The sequence below is a fragment of the Denitromonas halophila genome (assembly GCF_007625155.1).
Lineage (GTDB): Bacteria > Pseudomonadota > Gammaproteobacteria > Burkholderiales > Rhodocyclaceae > Nitrogeniibacter > Nitrogeniibacter halophilus.
In genome coordinates, this window is the sequence record NZ_VMNK01000004.1 from 66,222 (window position 1) to 82,408 (window position 16,187).

Annotated in this window: 20 protein-coding genes; 12 read left to right on the forward strand and 8 right to left on the reverse strand. The window is 64.1% G+C overall.

The window, feature by feature from the left end; all coding sequences use genetic code 11:
• The first annotated feature begins 43 nt into the window (after positions 1-43).
• Positions 44-643, forward strand: a complete 600-nt coding sequence (gene wrbA, locus FHP91_RS05865; protein WP_144308709.1) for an NAD(P)H:quinone oxidoreductase — start codon at positions 44-46, stop codon at positions 641-643.
• Positions 640-996 carry a DUF2069 domain-containing protein gene (locus FHP91_RS05870; protein WP_144308710.1) on the forward strand — a complete coding sequence of 119 codons (357 nt, stop codon included), beginning with the start codon at positions 640-642 and terminating at the stop codon, positions 994-996. The genes wrbA and FHP91_RS05870 overlap by 4 nt, the downstream gene beginning before the upstream one ends.
• A gap of 37 nt (positions 997-1,033) precedes the next feature.
• Here FHP91_RS05870 and FHP91_RS05875 read toward each other — a convergent pair whose 3' ends face one another.
• The 6 genes from FHP91_RS05875 to FHP91_RS05900 all read right to left on the reverse strand — a co-directional run bounded on the left by FHP91_RS05875 (position 1,034) and on the right by FHP91_RS05900 (position 7,849).
• Positions 1,034-2,569: a 2-isopropylmalate synthase gene (locus tag FHP91_RS05875; protein ID WP_144308711.1), complete on the reverse strand. Its 1,536-nt coding sequence runs from the start codon at positions 2,567-2,569 to the stop codon at positions 1,034-1,036.
• Between the two features lie 235 nt (positions 2,570-2,804).
• Positions 2,805-3,578 carry a CDP-diacylglycerol--serine O-phosphatidyltransferase gene (gene pssA, locus FHP91_RS05880; RefSeq protein WP_144176417.1) on the reverse strand — a complete coding sequence of 258 codons (774 nt, stop codon included), beginning with the start codon at positions 3,576-3,578 and terminating at the stop codon, positions 2,805-2,807.
• A 90-nt stretch (positions 3,579-3,668) separates the two neighbouring features.
• Positions 3,669-4,316 carry a phosphatidylserine decarboxylase gene (locus FHP91_RS05885; RefSeq protein WP_144308712.1) on the reverse strand — a complete coding sequence of 216 codons (648 nt, stop codon included), beginning with the start codon at positions 4,314-4,316 and terminating at the stop codon, positions 3,669-3,671.
• A gap of 74 nt (positions 4,317-4,390) precedes the next feature.
• On the reverse strand, positions 4,391-5,407 hold the full coding sequence (gene ilvC, locus FHP91_RS05890) for a ketol-acid reductoisomerase (protein ID WP_144308713.1): 1,017 nt from the start codon (positions 5,405-5,407) through the stop codon (positions 4,391-4,393).
• Positions 5,408-5,500: 93 nt separating this feature from the next.
• Positions 5,501-5,992, reverse strand: coding sequence for an acetolactate synthase small subunit (ilvN, locus tag FHP91_RS05895; RefSeq protein ID WP_144308714.1), 492 nt, complete (start codon positions 5,990-5,992; stop codon positions 5,501-5,503).
• Between the two features lie 147 nt (positions 5,993-6,139).
• Positions 6,140-7,849 carry an acetolactate synthase 3 catalytic subunit gene (locus FHP91_RS05900; protein WP_144308715.1) on the reverse strand — a complete coding sequence of 570 codons (1,710 nt, stop codon included), beginning with the start codon at positions 7,847-7,849 and terminating at the stop codon, positions 6,140-6,142.
• Between the two features lie 192 nt (positions 7,850-8,041).
• Here FHP91_RS05900 and FHP91_RS05905 point away from each other — a divergent pair, with 192 nt between their 5' ends.
• The 9 genes from FHP91_RS05905 (at position 8,042) to FHP91_RS05945 (ending at position 13,711) form a co-directional block, all read left to right on the forward strand.
• Complete coding sequence (locus FHP91_RS05905) at positions 8,042-8,542, forward strand: RNA polymerase sigma factor (protein WP_246116231.1); 501 nt, start codon at positions 8,042-8,044, stop codon at positions 8,540-8,542.
• Positions 8,539-8,925 (forward strand): DUF3619 family protein, encoded by a 387-nt coding sequence (locus FHP91_RS05910; RefSeq protein WP_144308717.1) that lies wholly within the window; start codon positions 8,539-8,541, stop codon positions 8,923-8,925. Before FHP91_RS05905 ends, FHP91_RS05910 begins: the two co-directional genes overlap by 4 nt.
• Entirely contained in the window at positions 8,889-9,320 is a 432-nt protein-coding gene (locus FHP91_RS05915) for a DUF3106 domain-containing protein (protein WP_144308718.1), read from the forward strand. Before FHP91_RS05910 ends, FHP91_RS05915 begins: the two co-directional genes overlap by 37 nt.
• Positions 9,317-9,769: an RDD family protein gene (locus tag FHP91_RS05920; protein ID WP_186301456.1), complete on the forward strand. Its 453-nt coding sequence runs from the start codon at positions 9,317-9,319 to the stop codon at positions 9,767-9,769. Before FHP91_RS05915 ends, FHP91_RS05920 begins: the two co-directional genes overlap by 4 nt.
• A 112-nt stretch (positions 9,770-9,881) precedes the next feature.
• Positions 9,882-10,796 (forward strand): putative selenate ABC transporter substrate-binding protein, encoded by a 915-nt coding sequence (locus FHP91_RS05925; protein WP_246116232.1) that lies wholly within the window; start codon positions 9,882-9,884, stop codon positions 10,794-10,796.
• 6 nt (positions 10,797-10,802) lie between these two features.
• Positions 10,803-11,612, forward strand: a complete 810-nt coding sequence (locus tag FHP91_RS05930) for a phosphonate ABC transporter ATP-binding protein (RefSeq protein ID WP_144308719.1) — start codon at positions 10,803-10,805, stop codon at positions 11,610-11,612.
• Complete coding sequence (locus tag FHP91_RS05935; RefSeq protein WP_144308720.1) at positions 11,609-12,427, forward strand: PhnE/PtxC family ABC transporter permease; 819 nt, start codon at positions 11,609-11,611, stop codon at positions 12,425-12,427. Before FHP91_RS05930 ends, FHP91_RS05935 begins: the two co-directional genes overlap by 4 nt.
• On the forward strand, positions 12,427-13,215 hold the full coding sequence (gene phnE, locus FHP91_RS05940; protein WP_222105125.1) for a phosphonate ABC transporter, permease protein PhnE: 789 nt from the start codon (positions 12,427-12,429) through the stop codon (positions 13,213-13,215). Before FHP91_RS05935 ends, phnE begins: the two co-directional genes overlap by 1 nt.
• Before the next feature lie 73 nt (positions 13,216-13,288).
• Complete coding sequence (locus tag FHP91_RS05945; protein ID WP_186301457.1) at positions 13,289-13,711, forward strand: VOC family protein; 423 nt, start codon at positions 13,289-13,291, stop codon at positions 13,709-13,711.
• A 107-nt stretch (positions 13,712-13,818) separates the two neighbouring features.
• Here FHP91_RS05945 and FHP91_RS05950 read toward each other — a convergent pair whose 3' ends face one another.
• Positions 13,819-14,163, reverse strand: a complete 345-nt coding sequence (locus FHP91_RS05950) for a hypothetical protein (RefSeq protein WP_144308721.1) — start codon at positions 14,161-14,163, stop codon at positions 13,819-13,821.
• Between the two features lie 3 nt (positions 14,164-14,166).
• Entirely contained in the window at positions 14,167-15,489 is a 1,323-nt protein-coding gene (locus FHP91_RS05955; RefSeq protein ID WP_144308722.1) for a sulfite oxidase, read from the reverse strand.
• Between the two features lie 200 nt (positions 15,490-15,689).
• Here FHP91_RS05955 and FHP91_RS05960 point away from each other — a divergent pair, with 200 nt between their 5' ends.
• A complete protein-coding gene (locus tag FHP91_RS05960) occupies positions 15,690-16,172 on the forward strand; it encodes a YbaK/EbsC family protein (protein WP_144308723.1) in 483 nt (160 codons plus the stop codon).
• Positions 16,173-16,187: the final 15 nt, after the last annotated feature.

Sequence of the window (16,187 nt, forward strand, 5' to 3'; positions counted from 1 at the left end):
CCCCCCGAGCGAATGGCCGCTGTGCCTTATCAATGAGTTGAACATGAAAGAAGTGCTTGTCCTGTATTACAGCCGCAAGGGCTCGGTGCGTGCCTTGGCCGAAGCGATTGCCGAAGGCATTGAGCGGGTGCCGGGCGTCGGCGCGCGTGTTCGCACGGTGCCGGCGGTGAGCACGGTGTGCGAGGCCGCTGAAGACGCCATTCCGACTGCGGGGCCGGCGTATGTCGAAACCGCCGACCTGGACGAGTGCATTGGCCTGGCGCTGGGCAGCCCGACCCGCTTCGGCAATATGGCGGCGGCGATGAAGTATTTTCTGGATGGCACCATCGCGCCGTGGGTCAACGGGTCACTGGTTGGCAAGCCTGCCTGCGTATTTACCTCAACCGGCAGCCAGCACGGTGGTCAGGAGAGCACCTTGCTGAGCATGATGCTGCCGCTGATGCACCACGGCATGTTGATGATGGGTTTGCCGTATACCGAGCATTTGTTGTCCTCTACCCGCAGTGGCGGTACGCCGTATGGCGCCTCGCATGTTGCGGGCTCGGATGGCAATCCGCTGCTGAGCGACGAAGAGCGCAAGTTGGCGATGGCGCAGGGCGAGCGCCTGGCACGCGCTGCGCTGGCGCTGGAGGCGGCACGATGAAGGCCCGGACCGTGGCGTGGCTCGCCTCTGCCTTGTGGATTGCGCTCATCGTGTTGTGCGTCGCCTGGGAGGCCTGGCTGGCGCCTTTGCGGCCGGGTGGCTCGTGGATGATGGTGAAGGCGGTGCCCTTGCTGGTGCCGCTGTTTGGCGTACTGCATGGCCGCCGCTACACCTATCAGTGGGGTTGCATGTTCGTGCTGATCTACTTCATGGAAGGTGTGGTGCGGATGAACGACCCCGGCGGCGTGGCCTTGCTGGCGCGTATCGAGATTGCGCTGACGCTCTCGGCCTTTTTTGTGATGGTGTGGTACGCGCGGATGACCGCGCCGTCGCGGCAGCCCAAGGCGCAGTAAGCGCCGCCCCGGAGCCGGGGCGGCGGTTGAACCCGCCTCAGATCTGCGGGTTGAGCTTTTCGAACTTGCCGTGCAGCTTGTTCAGTGCGTTGAGGTAAGCCTTGGCCGAGGCCACGATGATGTCGGTGTCGGCGCCCTGGCCGTTCACCACCTTGCCGTCGCGCGACAGGCGCACGGTGACTTCGCCTTGGGCGTCGGTGCCGGTAGTGATGGCATTGACCGAATACAACAGCAGCTCGGTGCCGCTCTTGGCCACGGTTTCGATCGCCTTGAAGGCAGCGTCGACTGGCCCGGAGCCCTCGGCTTCGGCCTGGATTTCCTTTTCGCCCACGTTCAGCGTCAGGCGGGCGGCCGGGGTCTCGCCGGTTTCGGAGTGGAAGCAGGATGCGACCAGGCGGTAGTGCTCCAGCTCCGGCGTGACGGCCTCGTCGGAGATCAGCGCCTGCAAGTCTTCGTCAAAGATCTCGTGTTTCTTGTCCGCCAGTTCCTTGAAGCGGGCAAAGGCGTGGTTGAGGTGTTCTTCGGATTCAATCGCTGCGCCGAGTTCGATCAGGCGGCTACGGAAGGCGTTGCGGCCGCTGTGCTTGCCCAGCACCAGTTTGTTGGTGCCCCAGCCCACGTCTTCGGCGCGCATGATCTCGTAGGTTTCGCGGTGCTTTAGTACGCCGTCCTGGTGGATGCCGGACTCGTGCGAGAAGGCGTTGGCGCCGACGATGGCCTTGTTTGGCTGCACCGGGAAGCCGGTGATGCCCGACACCAGCTTGGACACTGGCACGATCTGGGTGGTGTCGATGCGCGTGTCACAGGCGTAGACATCGCGCCGCGTGCGCACGGCCATGACCACTTCTTCAAGCGAGGCGTTGCCCGCGCGTTCGCCGAGGCCATTGATGGTGCATTCGACCTGACGGGCACCGGCGCGCACCGCGGCCAGCGAGTTGGCGACGGCGAGGCCGAGGTCGTTGTGGCAATGGACTGACCAGACCACCTTGTCGGAATTCGGCACGCGCTCGATCAGGGTGCGGATCGTATCCGCGTACTGCTCGGGCACGTTGTAGCCGACGGTGTCGGGCACGTTGATGGTGGTGGCGCCGGCCTTGATGACGGCTTCGAAGATGCGACACAGATAGTCGATTTCCGAGCGGCCGGCATCTTCTGCCGAGAACTCGATGTCGTCAGTGTATTCGCGCGCCCAGCTGATCGCCTTGACGGCTTGCTCGAGCACCTGGTCGGGGCTCATGCGCAGCTTCTTCTCCATGTGGATCGGGCTGGTGGCGATAAAGGTGTGGATGCGGCCGCTGGCGGCGGGTTTGATGGCCTCGCCCGAGCGACGAATGTCGTTCTCGTTGGCGCGGGCCAGCGAACAGATGGTGGAGTCCTTGACGACTTCGGCGATGGCACGCACCGATTCGAAGTCGCCGTTCGATGCGGCCGCAAAGCCGGCTTCGATCACGTTGACCTTCATGCGCTCGAGCTGACGGGCGATGCGCAGTTTCTCGTCGCGCGTCATCGAGGCGCCGGGGCTTTGCTCACCGTCGCGCAAGGTGGTGTCGAAAATGATCAGTTGGTCAGTCATGGTCGGCTCCTGTCGGGTTCCGAAGTTCGGGATTCAGGGTGTCGCCCGCCGGTGAGGGCGAGGCGAAAAGCGTGTTGGCGGGAGGTGTTTGTAATGATCAGCGCGCGGGGCGCAGCAGCGGGCCGAGCGGCCACGGCGCGAGCGGGGACGCATCGCGCGAATAGGTGTCAAAGGGCGGCTCGAAGGCGGGCATGTCCTTGAATATAGGCCAGTTGCGCGTGATCTGACAACCGGCTTATGAGGCGGGTGGCTCGTGGCCGGGAATTTTCTTCCCGAAGCGGTGCATGACGAACAGCACATAGCCTGATGCGGCGTAGATCAGGAACAGCAGAAACAGCACCGAGGCGGGATCGAGCGAGATCAGCGCAAAGCCGAGCATGATCGCCAGCACCGCAAAAAACGGCACCCGGCGGCGCAGGTTGAACTCTTTGCCGCTGAAATACAGCACGTTGCTGACCATGGTCAGGCCGCCAAAGATGGTGAAGAAACACACCACCCAGCGCAGGTCCGGCCCGCTAAAGCCGTTGTCGATGCCGACCCACACGAGGCCGGCGATGAGTGCGGCGGCGGCCGGGCTGGGCAGGCCCTGGAAGTAGCGCTTGTCGACCACGTCGATGTTGGTGTTGAAGCGTGCCAGGCGCAGGGCGGCGCCGGCGCAATAGATGAAGGCGGCGATCCATCCCAGTTTGCCCATGCCGCGCAGCGCCCATTCGTAGGCCACCAGTGCCGGGGCAGCGCCGAAGGAGACCATGTCGGACAGCGAGTCGTACTCAGCGCCAAAGGCACTTTGCGTATGGGTGAGGCGGGCGATGCGGCCATCGAGGCCGTCGAGGATCATGGCGATGAAGATCGCCACGGCGGCGTGCTCGAAGCGATCGTTCATGGCCTGGACGATGGCGTAGAAACCCGCGAACAGAGCCGCGGTGGTGAACAGGTTGGGAAGAATGTAGATGCCGCGGCGACGCTTTTCGGGGTCGAAGAGGGGTTTGCGCGGAGGCACGTCGGCCATGGTGAAACCTTTGAAAACGCCCGCCGAGTGGGGCAATGAGCCCGATTCTACCCCACCTCGCCACCCCGTGCGGGGTCGCGAGGTGCGGAGTCAGGGCAGTTTGGCGACGATGCTGGCCGAGGCGAGTACCTTGTCGCCAATGGTGACGCTGGCCTTGCTGCCGATCGGCAGATAGAGGTCGACACGCGAACCAAAACGGATGAAGCCATAGCGCTCGCCGCGTTGCAGGGTGTCGCCCTCACGGGTGTAGCAAAGAATGCGGCGTGCGGCGAGCCCGGCGATCTGCACGCAGGTGATGTCGTCACCGTCGGCGGTGTGCAGCCACATCGCGTTGCGCTCGTTTTCGCCTGATGCTTTGTCCAGCGCGGCGCTGAAGAAGCGCCCCGGGTGATACCACAGTTGCTTGACCTCGCCGCTGACCGGACTGCGGTTGGAATGGGCGTTGAAGATGTTCATGTAAATGCTGATCTTCAGGCTGTCGCGGTCGAGATAGGGGTCGCGTGCGCGCTCGATGGCGATGATGCGCCCGTCGGCCGGCGAGAGCACCTGGCGGGCGCCGGCCGGAATGGTGCGCGGTGGATCGCGGAAAAACTGCAGCACGATCAGGAACAGAACCCAGAAGGGCAGGGCCAGAAACCAGCCGGCCACGCTGTTGACGAGCAAGGCCAGGGCGAGGGCGATGCCGATGAACGGCCAGCCTTCGCGCGCGATGACGGGGTGCGGATATAGATTGGACATGAGCAGCGCTCCAATGAAAACGGGCCGGAATCCGCCGTGTGGAGGATTCCGGCCCGGTCAAGCGGCGAACAGGTTTAGTTCTTGGACTGGTCGACCAGCTTGTTTTTCATGATCCACGGCATCATTTCGCGCAGCTGGCCGCCGACCTGCTCGATCGGGTGGGCTGCGTTGAGGCGACGACGTGCCGTCATGGACGGGTAGTTGGTCTTGCCTTCGAGGATGAACATCTTGGCGTATTCACCGCTCTGGATGCGCTTGAGTGCTTCGCGCATGGCGTAACGGGACTCTTCGTTGATCACCTCGTGGCCGGTCACGTACTCGCCAAACTCCGCATTGTTGGAGATGGAGTAGTTCATGTTGGCGATGCCGCCTTCGTACATCAGGTCGACGATCAGCTTGAGCTCGTGCAGGCACTCGAAGTAGGCCATTTCCGGCGCGTAGCCGGCTTCGGTCAGGGTTTCGAAGCCCATCTTCACCAGCTCGACGGCGCCGCCGCACAGCACGGCCTGCTCACCGAACAGGTCGGTCTCGGTCTCTTCGCGGAAGTTGGTTTCGATCACGCCGCCCTTGGTGCCGCCGTTGGCAGCAGCGTAGGACAGGGCGATGTCACGGGCCTTGCCGGAGACGTCCTGGTGCACCGCGATCAGCGAGGGCACGCCGCCGCCCTTGAGGTACTCGGAGCGCACGGTGTGGCCGGGGCCTTTCGGCGCGACCATGATCACGTCCAGATCGGCGCGCGGCACGACCTGGTTGTAGTGCACGTTGAAGCCGTGCGCGAAAGCCAGGGCAGCGCCTTTCTTGATGTTCGGCTCGACGTCGGCCTTGTAGACCTCGGGGATGGTCTCGTCCGGCAGCAGGATCATGACCACATCGGCGGTCTTGACGGCTTTGGCGATTTCTTCAACCTTGAGACCGGCATTCTTGGCCTTGTCCCACGAAGCGCCGCCCTTGCGCAGGGCAACGGTGACCTTGACGCCGGAGTCGTTAAGGTTCTGGGCGTGGGCGTGGCCCTGGGAGCCGTAGCCGACGATGGTGACCTTCTTGCCCTTGATCAGGGAGAGGTCGGCGTCCTTGTCGTAATAAACTTTCATGATGGTCCTTTCAGATGCGGAATCGCGTTGGCGGCCGCCATGATAACCGGCCGGCCGCAGGGTCGCAAAAACTGCGCGAGGCAGGGTTCAGGGTCAGAGCTTCAGGATGCGGTCGCCGCGGCCAATGCCGACAATACCGGAGCGTACCGTTTCCAGAATCAGGGCGTTATCGATGGCGCCGATAAACGAATCGAGCTTGGTCTGGTTGCCGGTCAATTCAATGATGTAGCTGGAGTCGGTGGCGTCGATGATGCGACCGCGGAAGATGTCCGCCATGCGCTTCATTTCTTCCCGATCCTTGCCGGTGGCACGCACCTTGATCAGCATGAGCTCGCGCTCGACGTGGGCTGACTCGGAGATGTCGACCACCTTGACCACGTCCACCAGCTTGTTCAGCTGCTTGGTGATCTGCTCGATGATGTCGTCCGAGCCGGAGGTGACGATGGTCATGCGCGACAGCGAGGCATCCTCGGTGGGCGCAACGGTGAGCGACTCGATGTTGTAGCCGCGTGCCGAGAACAGGCCGGAAACCCGTGACAGGGCGCCCGATTCGTTCTCGATCAACAGTGCGATGACGTGACGCATGGTGTTCCCTCGTTGGGAGAGTGTTGAAGAGCCGCTTGTGTTGCCGTACGGATTGCCGGAGGCCGGCATCCGCTGTCGCTGGCACCGGTGAGCGCCGACGACGGCCCGACATCGGTGAATGCCGGGCCCCGCATCAATCAAGCCGCGTTACAGATCCTCGGCCGACAGAATCATCTCGGTCAGCCCCTTGCCGCCCTGAACCATCGGATAGACGTTTTCGGTCTGGTCGATCTGGAAGTCCAGGAAGACGAGGTCGTTCTTGCGTGAGAAAGCTTCGCGCAGCGCGCCTTCGACGTCGGCCGGGCGATCGACCCGGATGCCGATGTGACCGTAGGCTTCGGCCAGCTTGGCAAAGTCGGGCAGCGAATCCATGTAGGACTCGGAGTAGCGACCACCATGGAACAGTTCCTGCCACTGGCGCACCATGCCCAGATAGCGGTTGTTCAGGTTGCAGATCTTGATCGGCAGGCGGAACTGCTTGCAGGTCGACAGCTCCTGGATGTTCATCTGGATCGAGGCTTCGCCGGTCACGCAGGCGACCTGCGCGTCGGGGTGGGCCAGCTGGGCGCCCATGGCGTAGGGCATGCCGACGCCCATCGTGCCCAGACCGCCGGAGTTGAGCCAGCGGCGCGGCTTGTCGAATTTGTAGTACTGGGCGGCCCACATCTGGTGCTGGCCGACGTCGGAGGTGATGAAGGCGTCGCCGCCGGTCACTTCCCACAGTTTTTCGACCACGTACTGCGGCTTGATGATCTCGTCCGAGTTCTTGTACTTCATGCAGTCACGGCTGCGCCACTCGTCGATCTGGCGCCACCAGGTGGCCAGCGACGCGGTGTCCTGCTCGTGCTTGCTCTCGTCGAGCAGACGGGCGAGCTCTTCGAGCACTTCCTTGACGTCGCCGACGATGGGCACGTCAACCTTCACGCGTTTGGAGATCGATGAGGGATCGATATCGATGTGGATGATCTTGCGCGGCTCGGCGGCGAAGTGGTTGGGGTCGCCGATCACGCGGTCATCGAAGCGGGCGCCGACGGCCAGCAGCACGTCGGAGAAGTGCATCGACATGTTGGCTTCGTAGGTGCCGTGCATGCCCGGCATGCCGAGGTATTGCTTGTCGGTGGCGGGGTAACCGCCCAGGCCCATCAGCGTGTTGGTGATCGGCATGCCCAGCTTGCGCACCAGCTTGGTCAGCGGCGCAGCGGCATCGGACAGGATCACGCCACCACCGGTGTAGATCATCGGGCGCTTGGCTTCGAGCAGCAGCTTGAGGGCTTTCTTGATCTGGCCCTGATGGCCTTTGACCACCGGGTTGTACGAGCGCATCTCGACCGACTTCGGGTAGTGATACTCGGCGCTCTGGGCGGAGACATCCTTGGGGATGTCCACCAGCACCGGGCCTGGACGGCCGGTCTTGGCCAGATGGAAGGCCTTTTTGATGGTCGAGGCGATATCGGCCGCGTCCTTGACCAGGAAGTTGTGTTTGACACAGGGGCGGGTAATGCCCACGGTGTCCACTTCCTGGAAGGCGTCCTGGCCGATCGCGGCGGTCGGCACCTGGCCGCTGATGATCACCATCGGAATCGAGTCGCAGTAGGCCGTGGCGATGCCGGTGACGGCGTTGGTCGCCCCCGGGCCGGAGGTCACCAGCGCGACGCCGACGGTCTCGGTCGAGCGGGCGTAGGCGTCGGCCGCGTGAATGGCAGCCTGCTCGTGGCGTACCAGGACGTGACGTACCTTTTCTTGTTGGAACAGCGCGTCATAAATAAAAAGCACTGCACCGCCAGGATAGCCGAACACATAGTCGACCTTTTCTTCCTGCAGGCACCTGATTACAATTTCCGCCCCAGTCAAGACCATTACTGCCCCTAATTCTCTGTATTTGCGTGGGAAACCCGTAACAGTACGCATCGGGTTGAGGCAGGTCAAGCCTATCTTGTGCGTAGCACAACGCGCTGAAAAGCCATGGCGCAGTGAGGATTCCCCCTGGATTCAGCGACTCAACTGAACGTTTTTCTGGCCAGCGTCGAACGCCACGCCTTTCGGCATGCGATGCTCGCGCTGCGTAACGAGGCGGGAGCGCTCGATGCGGTCCAGGAAGCAATGATGCGGCTGGCGACCAAATACGCCGATCGCGGCGCCGACGAATGGCCGCCCCTGTTCCAGCGCATCCTGCAAAACGTGATCCGCGACATGCTGCGTCGGCAGAAGGTGCGGCAGCTGTGGGTGTCGATGTGGTCGGGCTTTGGCGGCAAGGATGCCGAGGAGGCAGATGACCCGCTCGATACCCTGGTGGCCGCCGATGACAGCAATTTCAATCTCTCGCCGGAAACCCTGGTCGGGCGGGAGGAGACCCTGGCGCTGATCGAGGCCGAACTGGCGCGTTTGCCAACACGTCAACGTGAGGCATTCTTGCTGCGTTACTGGGAAGATATGAGTACGGCAGAGACCGCAGCCGCGATGGGCTGCTCCGAGGGCAGTGTGAAAACCCATTGTTCCCGTGCAACCCACACCCTGGCGGCGGCACTCCGGGCAAAAGGAATCAGCTTATGAACGACGAAACGAGCGAAGCACGGCTGGGCCGGCGCATTGGCGGCCTGCTCAGTCAGCGCAATGCGCAGCTCGGGCCGGACACCCGCGCCGCGCTGGCCGACGCACGTCGGCAGGCGGTGGCGGCGGCCAGCGAACGGCATTTCGGCGGTTTTCGTGTACCGCGGACCGGGATGTCCTGGTGGGCCGGCGCCAAGCCGGCGGCGGCAGCCGTGCTGGTGTTGGGCCTGCTGTTTGCCGGAGACTATGTGAATACGGCGCGGACGCAGGCGGTGCAGGGCGAGGTGGAAACCGCGCTGCTCGCTGACGATCTTCCAATTGACGCCTATCTTGATCAAGGATTTCGTGCATGGCTGTTGGCCGAATCGTCCTCTTCGCGTTCCTGAGCGCGTTCACTTCGCTGGCCCTGGCGGGCAACGAGTGGCGAGAACTCAGCCGCGAGCAGCAACGCGCGCTGTCGCCGCTGGCCGGACAATGGCAGTCACTGGATGCCAGGTCGAGAGACCGCTGGCTGCGCATGACCGACCGGTTCGACCAGCTCACCCCGGAGGAGCAGTCCCGTGTGCAGGGGCGCATGCGTAACTGGTCGAGTCTGTCGCCCAAGGAGCGGGCCCACGCGGTGGATCAATATCGCGCCTTGCGCCGTATCCCGCCCGAACAACGCGAGGCGCTGCAACAGCGCTGGCAGGAATACCAGGAGCTGTCGCCCGAAGCGCGCGAGCGCGCCCGTAAAGACTCACGCAAAGACCGTAATTCGAAGAAAGACAAGGACCGCAATTGACCGATCGCCCTCAAGTCGAACTGGCCGGCCTGCGCCGACGGCTGGCCGCGCTGGTGTATGAAGCCCTGTTGCTGGTCGGTGTGCTGGCCTTGCTCTATCTCATCCCGCATCTGATTTACGGCGTGGTCTTTGAAGACGCGGCGGCCGGGTGGTTCAGCTGGCTGCACATCGTCATCGTGCTCGGCGCCTACTTCTTGTTCTACTGGTGTCGCAGCGGTCAGACCCTGGCCATGCAGACCTGGCGGCTTCGGCTGGTGACGGCCGACGAGGGCAAACCCGTGCCGTTCCGGCAGGGCCTGCTGCGCTATGCGCTGGCCTGGCCCTCGGTGTGCCTGTTCGGTGCCGGCCTGTGGTGGGCGCTGATCGACCGTGATCGCCAGTTCGCGCACGACCGACTGGCGCGGACCGCGATCATTTTGCTACCCGCGGGCGAGAAAATGGGCGCCTGATTTCGCGATAGATTCCTTGTTTTGAAGCCTTTCGGCAGCTATAGTCCGGCCGCGGTCTGCGTTACCGCTTGAGCTGTCCCGGGCCTGAGTGCCCACCGTAAGTCGAGGTGTGATGGATCGCGCCCCGACGGTTGAAAACAAGGAATCCACCATGATGCAGTTGTCGATGCGTCGCGCCATGCTGCGCGCGCTCACCGCTGCCGGTCTCGCTTTTGCGTTGCCGGCAAGTCCCGTGTTTGCGGCCGACACCCTCCGCGTGTCCGCCATCCCCGACGAATCGCCGACCGAATTGCAGCGCAAGTTCGCACCGCTGGGTGCTTACCTCGAGCAGCAGATCGGCATGCCGGTCAAGTTTGTGCCGGTCACCGACTACGCTGCCGTGGTCGAAGCGCTGGGCGCGGGCAAGGTCGATCTGGCCTGGCTGGGCGGCTTCACCTATGTGCAGGCCAAGCTGCGCACCAACGGCACCGCCGTGCCCCTGGTGCAGCGCGAAGAAGACGCCCGCTTCACCTCCAAATTCATCACCGCCAGCGACGACATCAAGACCTTCGCCGACCTCAAGGGCAAGCGCTTTGCCTTCGGTTCGCCGTCGTCCACCTCCGGCCACCTGATGCCGCGTTTCTTCCTGGGCAAGGAAGGCATCTCGCCCGACACCGACTTCGCCAACGTCGCCTTCTCGGGCGCGCATGACGCCACCGCCGCCTTCGTCGCCGCTGGCAAGGTCGACGCCGGTGCGCTCAACGCCTCGGTGTGGGACAAGCTCGTGGCCAGCGGCAAGGTCGACACCACCAAGGTGCGCGTGTTTGCCACCACGCCGCCGTACTTCGACTACAACTGGACGGTGCGTGGCGACCTCGACGCCGGCCTGCAGGCCAAGCTCAAGGCCGCCTTCCTGGCGCTTGACCCGGCAAAGGCCGAGCACAAGGCCATCCTCGATCTGCAACGCGCCGCACGCTTCATCCCGACCGAGCCGGCCAACTACGACGGCATTGAATCCGCCGCACGCGCAGCCGGTCTGCTCAAGTAAATCGGGATGATCACGCTCGCGGCACTCAGCGTCGCCTACGCCGATGGCCGGCGCGCGCTCGACGATCTGGATCTGTCGATCGCGCCCGGCGAGCGGGTGGCCTTGATCGGCCCCTCCGGCGCCGGCAAGACCACCTTGCTGCGGGTGATCGGCGCCAGCTTGCGGCCGACGGCGGGCCAGTTGCAACTCGACGGGGTGGATCCCTGGGCGTTGGGCAGCGGCCCGTTGCAGGCGCTGCGTGCGCGCATCGGCAAGATGCACCAGGCGCCGCCGATCCCGCCGCGACAGCGCGTGATCACCGCCGTGCTGGCCGGGCGCCTGGGGCAATGGCCGCTGTGGCGCGCCGTGGCCTCGCTGGTCTATCCGCTGGATATCGCCGGCACCCGCGCCGTGCTCGAGCCACTGGGCCTGGCCGAGCGCCTGTTCGACCGTTGTGATCAGCTCTCGGGCGGGCAGCTGCAACGTGTCGCGCTGGCGCGGCTGTTCTATCAGAAACCGGAAATCGTGCTGGCCGATGAGCCCGTTTCGGCGCTCGACCCGGCGTTGGCCCGGTCAGTGGCGGTGGCGCTCAATGAAGATGCCAAACGGCGCGACGTGACCCTCATCGCCAGCCTGCACGCGGTGGATCTGGCGCTGTCGGAGTTCTCGCGCGTCATCGGCCTGCGCGAGGGGCGTATCGTTTTCGATCGTCCGGCGGCGCAGGTGCTCACCGCTGACATTGATGCGCTGTATGCCGGCGCGTCGCACGCTGCCGCTCATGACACGCCAGACCAGCACGTGCCGTCTGCCAAGCCGCGGCTGACGCGTTGCGCATGAGTGTCTCGCAGCACGACCCGGCCGCACGTGGTCGGGCCACCGCGCTGGTGGTGGCCGTGTGCGTGCTGTGGCCCTTGCTGCAGGTCGCGCAGTTTGAGCCCGCGGTCTTGTTCGACGCCGGTAACCTCGCCACGCTCGGCGGCTTTCTTGGCACCTTCTTGCCGCCCGCGACCGACGCAAATTTTCTCGGCTACCTGGCCTCCGCTACGCTGGACACCCTCGCTATCGCCACCATCGGTATCGCGCTCGCCATGCTGATCGCCGTGCCGCTGGCGTTGTTGTCGACCCGTAGCCTGTCGATTGGCCGGCTCGACGGCCGCCTGCGCCCGGTGTCGGAAGTGATTCGTGTGATCGCCCGCGGGCTCACGCTGGTGCTGCGCGGCGTGCCCGAGCTGGTGTGGGCGCTGGTGTTCGTGCGTATTTTTGGCCTCGGCCCGGCCGCCGGCGTGGCCGCGCTGGCCATCACTTATGGCGGCATGCTGGCCAAGGTGTACTCGGAAATTCTCGAGTCCAGCGATCTGTCGCCGACCCGCGCCTTGCTCGCCGCGGGCAGCGGTCGGCTCGCCGCGCTGGGCTACGGCCTGCTGCCGGTGGCCTCGGATGAGCTGGTGTCTTACACCGTCTATCGCTGGGAGTGCGCAGTGCGCGCCTCGGTGGTGATGGGATTTGTGGGCGCCGGTGGCCTGGGGCAGTTGATGGACCAGTCGATGAAGATGCTCAACGGCGGTGAGGCCTGCAGCATCCTGATCACCTTTTTGCTGCTGGTGATGGCGGCCGATGCCCTGAGCGCCTGGCTGCGCCGGCAGGTACGCTGATGCAACCGGTGACGCCGCGGGTGATGCCGCGTCGCGGACTGATGCTGACCGCGCTGGTGCTGGCGGCGGTGGCGGCCAGTGTGTGGCGGCTCGATCTGATCGCTGCCTTTGCCGAAGGGCAGGACAGTCTGGGGGAATTGCTCGGCTTCCTGCAGCGCTTTGCGGCGCCAGATACCTCGCCAGCCTTTTTGGCCAAGGTCGGGCAGGGTGCCATCGAGACCTTGGCTATCTCGTTGATCGGCACCTTGCTCGCGGTGATCGGGGGTGTCGCGCTGGCACTGCCGGCCAGCGGCCGACTGGGGCGGCTCGGTCAGTTGGCATCGCGCTTTATTCTTAACCTGCTGCGCTCGGTGCCCGAGCTGGTATGGGCCACGCTCACCGTGCTCGCCGCCGGTCTCGGTCCCTTCGCTGGTACGCTGGCGCTGGCCCTGCACACCACCGGCGTGCTCGGCCGGCTCTACGCCGAGGCGCTGGAGAACGCACCCCCCGCGCCCGAAGCCGCACTGCGTGGCGCCGGCAGCGGGGCGGCCGCGGCGTTTTTGTATGGCACCTTGCCGGCGGTCGCTCCGCAGTGGGTCGCCTACGGTCTGTATCGCTGGGAAATGAATATCCGTATGGCGGCCATCCTCGGCTTTGTCGGCGCCGGTGGCCTTGGCGCGCAACTCTATTACGCGTTGTCGCTGTTCCATGAGGCGCAAGCGGCCACGCTGATTGTGGCCATGTTGGTGCTGTCGTTGGCCGTCGATGCGCTCAGTGGCTGGCTGCGGCGACGCTTGGTCGTGGCGTGAGGCCGGCCGTGATGGGGCTTTAACCTACCCCCGTCCAGAGGGCACAATGAGGCTCCCCAACCGGAGACTCGCCATGGCTATCCAGCCCTTTCATCTTGCGTTTCCTGTCGACGACCTCGACGCCGCTCGTCGTTTTTATGGTGCCGTGCTCGGCTGCCCCGAGGGGCGCTCGTCGGACCACTGGATCGACTTCGACCTCTTCGGCCATCAGATCGTTGCCCATCTCGCACCGGGCCGCGGTGGCCGCCAGGCGAGCAATGCGGTGGATGGCGACGATGTGCCGGTGCCGCATTTTGGCGTGGTGCTGGCGATGCCCGACTTTGACGCGCTGGCCGCACGGCTGAAGACGGCAGGCGTGCGCTTCATCATCGAGCCGCATATTCGTTTCGCCGGTCTGCCCGGCGAGCAGGCGACCATGTTCTTTCTCGATCCGTCGGGTAATGCGCTGGAGTTCAAGGCCTTTGCCGATATCGGGCGCTTGTTTGCCAAACAGTGATGGCGGTGGGTTACCGGGTTCCAGGTAGCTCCTTGGTGTAGAAAACAGCCACCGTAAACGGTGGCCGTGTGTGCTGACGAGTGAAGGGCGGCTTTGAGTGACGGCGCCTACTGCGGTGGCCGTAACTCGGGCGGCAGCGGTTTGCGCCGGTAGCCGTCGCCGGGGGGGTAGTTGGCGGCGAGGTAGTCGAAGATTTTCCGCTCCATTTCGGGCTCGAACTGCCACAAACCCTGGGTGGCCTGCATCCAGCGGATGATGCTCTCCCAGGTTTTACGCGAGCCGCGCTGGGCAGTGACCAGCTTGGACGAGTGACACACTGTGCACTGCGCTTTGACCAGCTCCCAGTCGGGCGCGATGATGAAGCCCGACTCGGGGTCCACGTCTTTGGCCGCCGCGCCCAGACTCACGCTACACAGCGCGGCGAACACCGTTTTTTTGAGAATCGTGTTCATCGCTCATACCGCCTTCACCGCAACGCGATGACATGCGTTGTTGAGGTAGCCGCGCGGATTCCAGCCCGGCATGACCATCGGCTGTGAGCGCCCGGTGCTGTCGATCGCGCGCGCCCAGATCTCGAAGTAGCCAATGCTCGGCAGCGTAACGTCGGCCGACCAGTGCTGCCAGGCGATCGAGTTGGCAGGCCGTTCCAGACTGGCTTTTTGCCAGGTGGCGCCAAAGTCGATGGACACCAGCACCTCATCGACGTCGAGGTCGCCTGCCCAGGCATGCCCGCGGATCGAAAGCGGTTTGTTCTGGGGATGCACGATGCCGGATTCGGGGAAGGTGATCAGCGACTTGACCGGCATCGAGCCGATGACGCACATGTTCTCATCGGCGACCTCGGCACCCGGGGCGACCGGGGTGCAGGGCACGCGATACGACTGACCGGTCATTTTCGGGCCGTCGTGCTCCTTGTTGCGGATCACGATCTTTTTCAGCCACTTGCCGGAGGTCGAGCCCGGCCAGCCGCCGGCCACGAGACGCAGGGGGTGACCATTGAGTGCAGGGATGTCTTCGCCGTTCATGGCCCAGGCGATCAGGGTTTCGTCGCGCAGGGCTTTTTCCATGGGCACGCCGCGTGAAATGACGACCTTGTCGGGGTCGCCACTCAAGTGCGTGTCGGCACCGTAGTAGCCGACATAGACCGCGTCATCCTTGATGCCACAGGCCTTGAGCACGTCGCGCAGGCGCACGCCGGTGAAGGTCGGGCAGGCGATCGCGCCCACCACCCACTGGTTGCCTTTGGCGGGTGGGTTGAACTCGCTGCGCCCGTTGCCGCCGCATTCGATCTGCAACTGATAGGTGTGATGCTCGAAGCGCTCCTTGAGCTGGGCGATGGTGAAGCTCATCGGGGTGACGCAGGACTCGCCGGCGATCTCCAGCGTCCACGTGGCCGGATCGACCGACGATTCGACCGGCGGGATGCCGTTGTTGCGCACGAACATGCGGTGGGCCGGCGTGATCTTGTCGTCCAGCAGATGTGCCGGGGTTTCGGCGTTGATCGGGCGGTCGTTATGGACGATGAGGCCATCGCGACCGGGGATCACGAAGGGCTCGGGCGAGGCGGCGAGCGCGGCGGGTATCAGACCGCCGGGCATCTTCTCCCAGAACGGAATGTGCGCGCCGACTGCCGCGCTCATGGCCAGCAGCCCCGTCTTTTTGAGAAAGCCGCGACGGCTGGTGCTGTCCACCTTGCGGCCCCACAATAACCAGTCAGCCTGCTGCGGATCTTGAGCGTAAAGCTCGTGGATGCCGCGCTCTTGTTTCTTTTTTGTCATTATGTGTTCTCCAAACGCTGTTGGGGGGTGTTGCACTCGCAGTGCTAGAACGGCCAGCTATTCCGGTCAATGCAAACTGAGTGCCAAAGCTGGCTGCGATGTATTGGTCCAGTGGGTTGTTGGTTGTGTTTTTTAAGTTGCTGTTTATTAAAGATAGTTCTCGTTTTGTTTTTTGCCGAGGATCGATTTGAGATGCGCTCATGAAACCCGCTGAACATCCCTCTGCCCTGCGCATCGGCAGGCTTCTGAATGAGGCCGGCGTTGATACACAGGTTGTCGAATTCGAACGCCCCACACGCACCAGCGCCGAGGCCGCAGCGGCCATCGGTTGCTCGATCGCTGAGATAGCGAAATCCATCGTGTTCCGTGGTGAAAGTAGTGGCCTGGCCGTGATCGTGGTGGCCAGTGGTGACAATCGCGTCAGTGAAGCGAAGGTGTCCGAGGCGGTCGGCGAAGCGCTGGCCCGCGCCGGTGCCGACTTCGTCCGTAGCGCCACCGGCTATGCCATCGGCGGCGTGGCGCCGCTGGGCCATGCTCAGCCAGTGAAATTGTTGCTGGATGAAGATCTGCAGCGCTTCGAGACGGTGTGGGCGGCGGCGGGGACGCCGTTTTCGGTATTCCCTTTGCGACCGGAGCTCTTGCCGGCACTGACGGGCGCGGATTGGGCGGATATCCGGGTCTAGGCTTTTTCAGGCGGC

Excerpts from the sequence above, each read along its gene's own strand:
- wrbA (WP_144308709.1), top strand. The coding sequence starts at position 44 with ATGAAAGAAGTGCTTGTCCTGTATTACAGCCGCAAGGGCTCGGTGCGT.
- FHP91_RS05870 (WP_144308710.1), top strand. The coding sequence starts at position 640 with ATGAAGGCCCGGACCGTGGCGTGGCTCGCCTCTGCCTTGTGGATTGCG.
- FHP91_RS05875 (WP_144308711.1), bottom strand. The coding sequence starts at position 2,569 with ATGACTGACCAACTGATCATTTTCGACACCACCTTGCGCGACGGTGAG.
- pssA (WP_144176417.1), bottom strand. The coding sequence starts at position 3,578 with ATGGCCGACGTGCCTCCGCGCAAACCCCTCTTCGACCCCGAAAAGCGT.
- FHP91_RS05885 (WP_144308712.1), bottom strand. The coding sequence starts at position 4,316 with ATGTCCAATCTATATCCGCACCCCGTCATCGCGCGCGAAGGCTGGCCG.
- ilvC (WP_144308713.1), bottom strand. The coding sequence starts at position 5,407 with ATGAAAGTTTATTACGACAAGGACGCCGACCTCTCCCTGATCAAGGGC.
- ilvN (WP_144308714.1), bottom strand. The coding sequence starts at position 5,992 with ATGCGTCACGTCATCGCACTGTTGATCGAGAACGAATCGGGCGCCCTG.
- FHP91_RS05900 (WP_144308715.1), bottom strand. The coding sequence starts at position 7,849 with ATGGTCTTGACTGGGGCGGAAATTGTAATCAGGTGCCTGCAGGAAGAA.
- FHP91_RS05905 (WP_246116231.1), top strand. The coding sequence starts at position 8,042 with ATGCTCGCGCTGCGTAACGAGGCGGGAGCGCTCGATGCGGTCCAGGAA.
- FHP91_RS05910 (WP_144308717.1), top strand. The coding sequence starts at position 8,539 with ATGAACGACGAAACGAGCGAAGCACGGCTGGGCCGGCGCATTGGCGGC.
- FHP91_RS05915 (WP_144308718.1), top strand. The coding sequence starts at position 8,889 with ATGGCTGTTGGCCGAATCGTCCTCTTCGCGTTCCTGAGCGCGTTCACT.
- FHP91_RS05925 (WP_246116232.1), top strand. The coding sequence starts at position 9,882 with ATGGATCGCGCCCCGACGGTTGAAAACAAGGAATCCACCATGATGCAG.
- FHP91_RS05930 (WP_144308719.1), top strand. The coding sequence starts at position 10,803 with ATGATCACGCTCGCGGCACTCAGCGTCGCCTACGCCGATGGCCGGCGC.
- FHP91_RS05935 (WP_144308720.1), top strand. The coding sequence starts at position 11,609 with ATGAGTGTCTCGCAGCACGACCCGGCCGCACGTGGTCGGGCCACCGCG.
- phnE (WP_222105125.1), top strand. The coding sequence starts at position 12,427 with ATGCAACCGGTGACGCCGCGGGTGATGCCGCGTCGCGGACTGATGCTG.
- FHP91_RS05945 (WP_186301457.1), top strand. The coding sequence starts at position 13,289 with ATGGCTATCCAGCCCTTTCATCTTGCGTTTCCTGTCGACGACCTCGAC.
- FHP91_RS05950 (WP_144308721.1), bottom strand. The coding sequence starts at position 14,163 with ATGAACACGATTCTCAAAAAAACGGTGTTCGCCGCGCTGTGTAGCGTG.
- FHP91_RS05955 (WP_144308722.1), bottom strand. The coding sequence starts at position 15,489 with ATGACAAAAAAGAAACAAGAGCGCGGCATCCACGAGCTTTACGCTCAA.
- FHP91_RS05960 (WP_144308723.1), top strand. The coding sequence starts at position 15,690 with ATGAAACCCGCTGAACATCCCTCTGCCCTGCGCATCGGCAGGCTTCTG.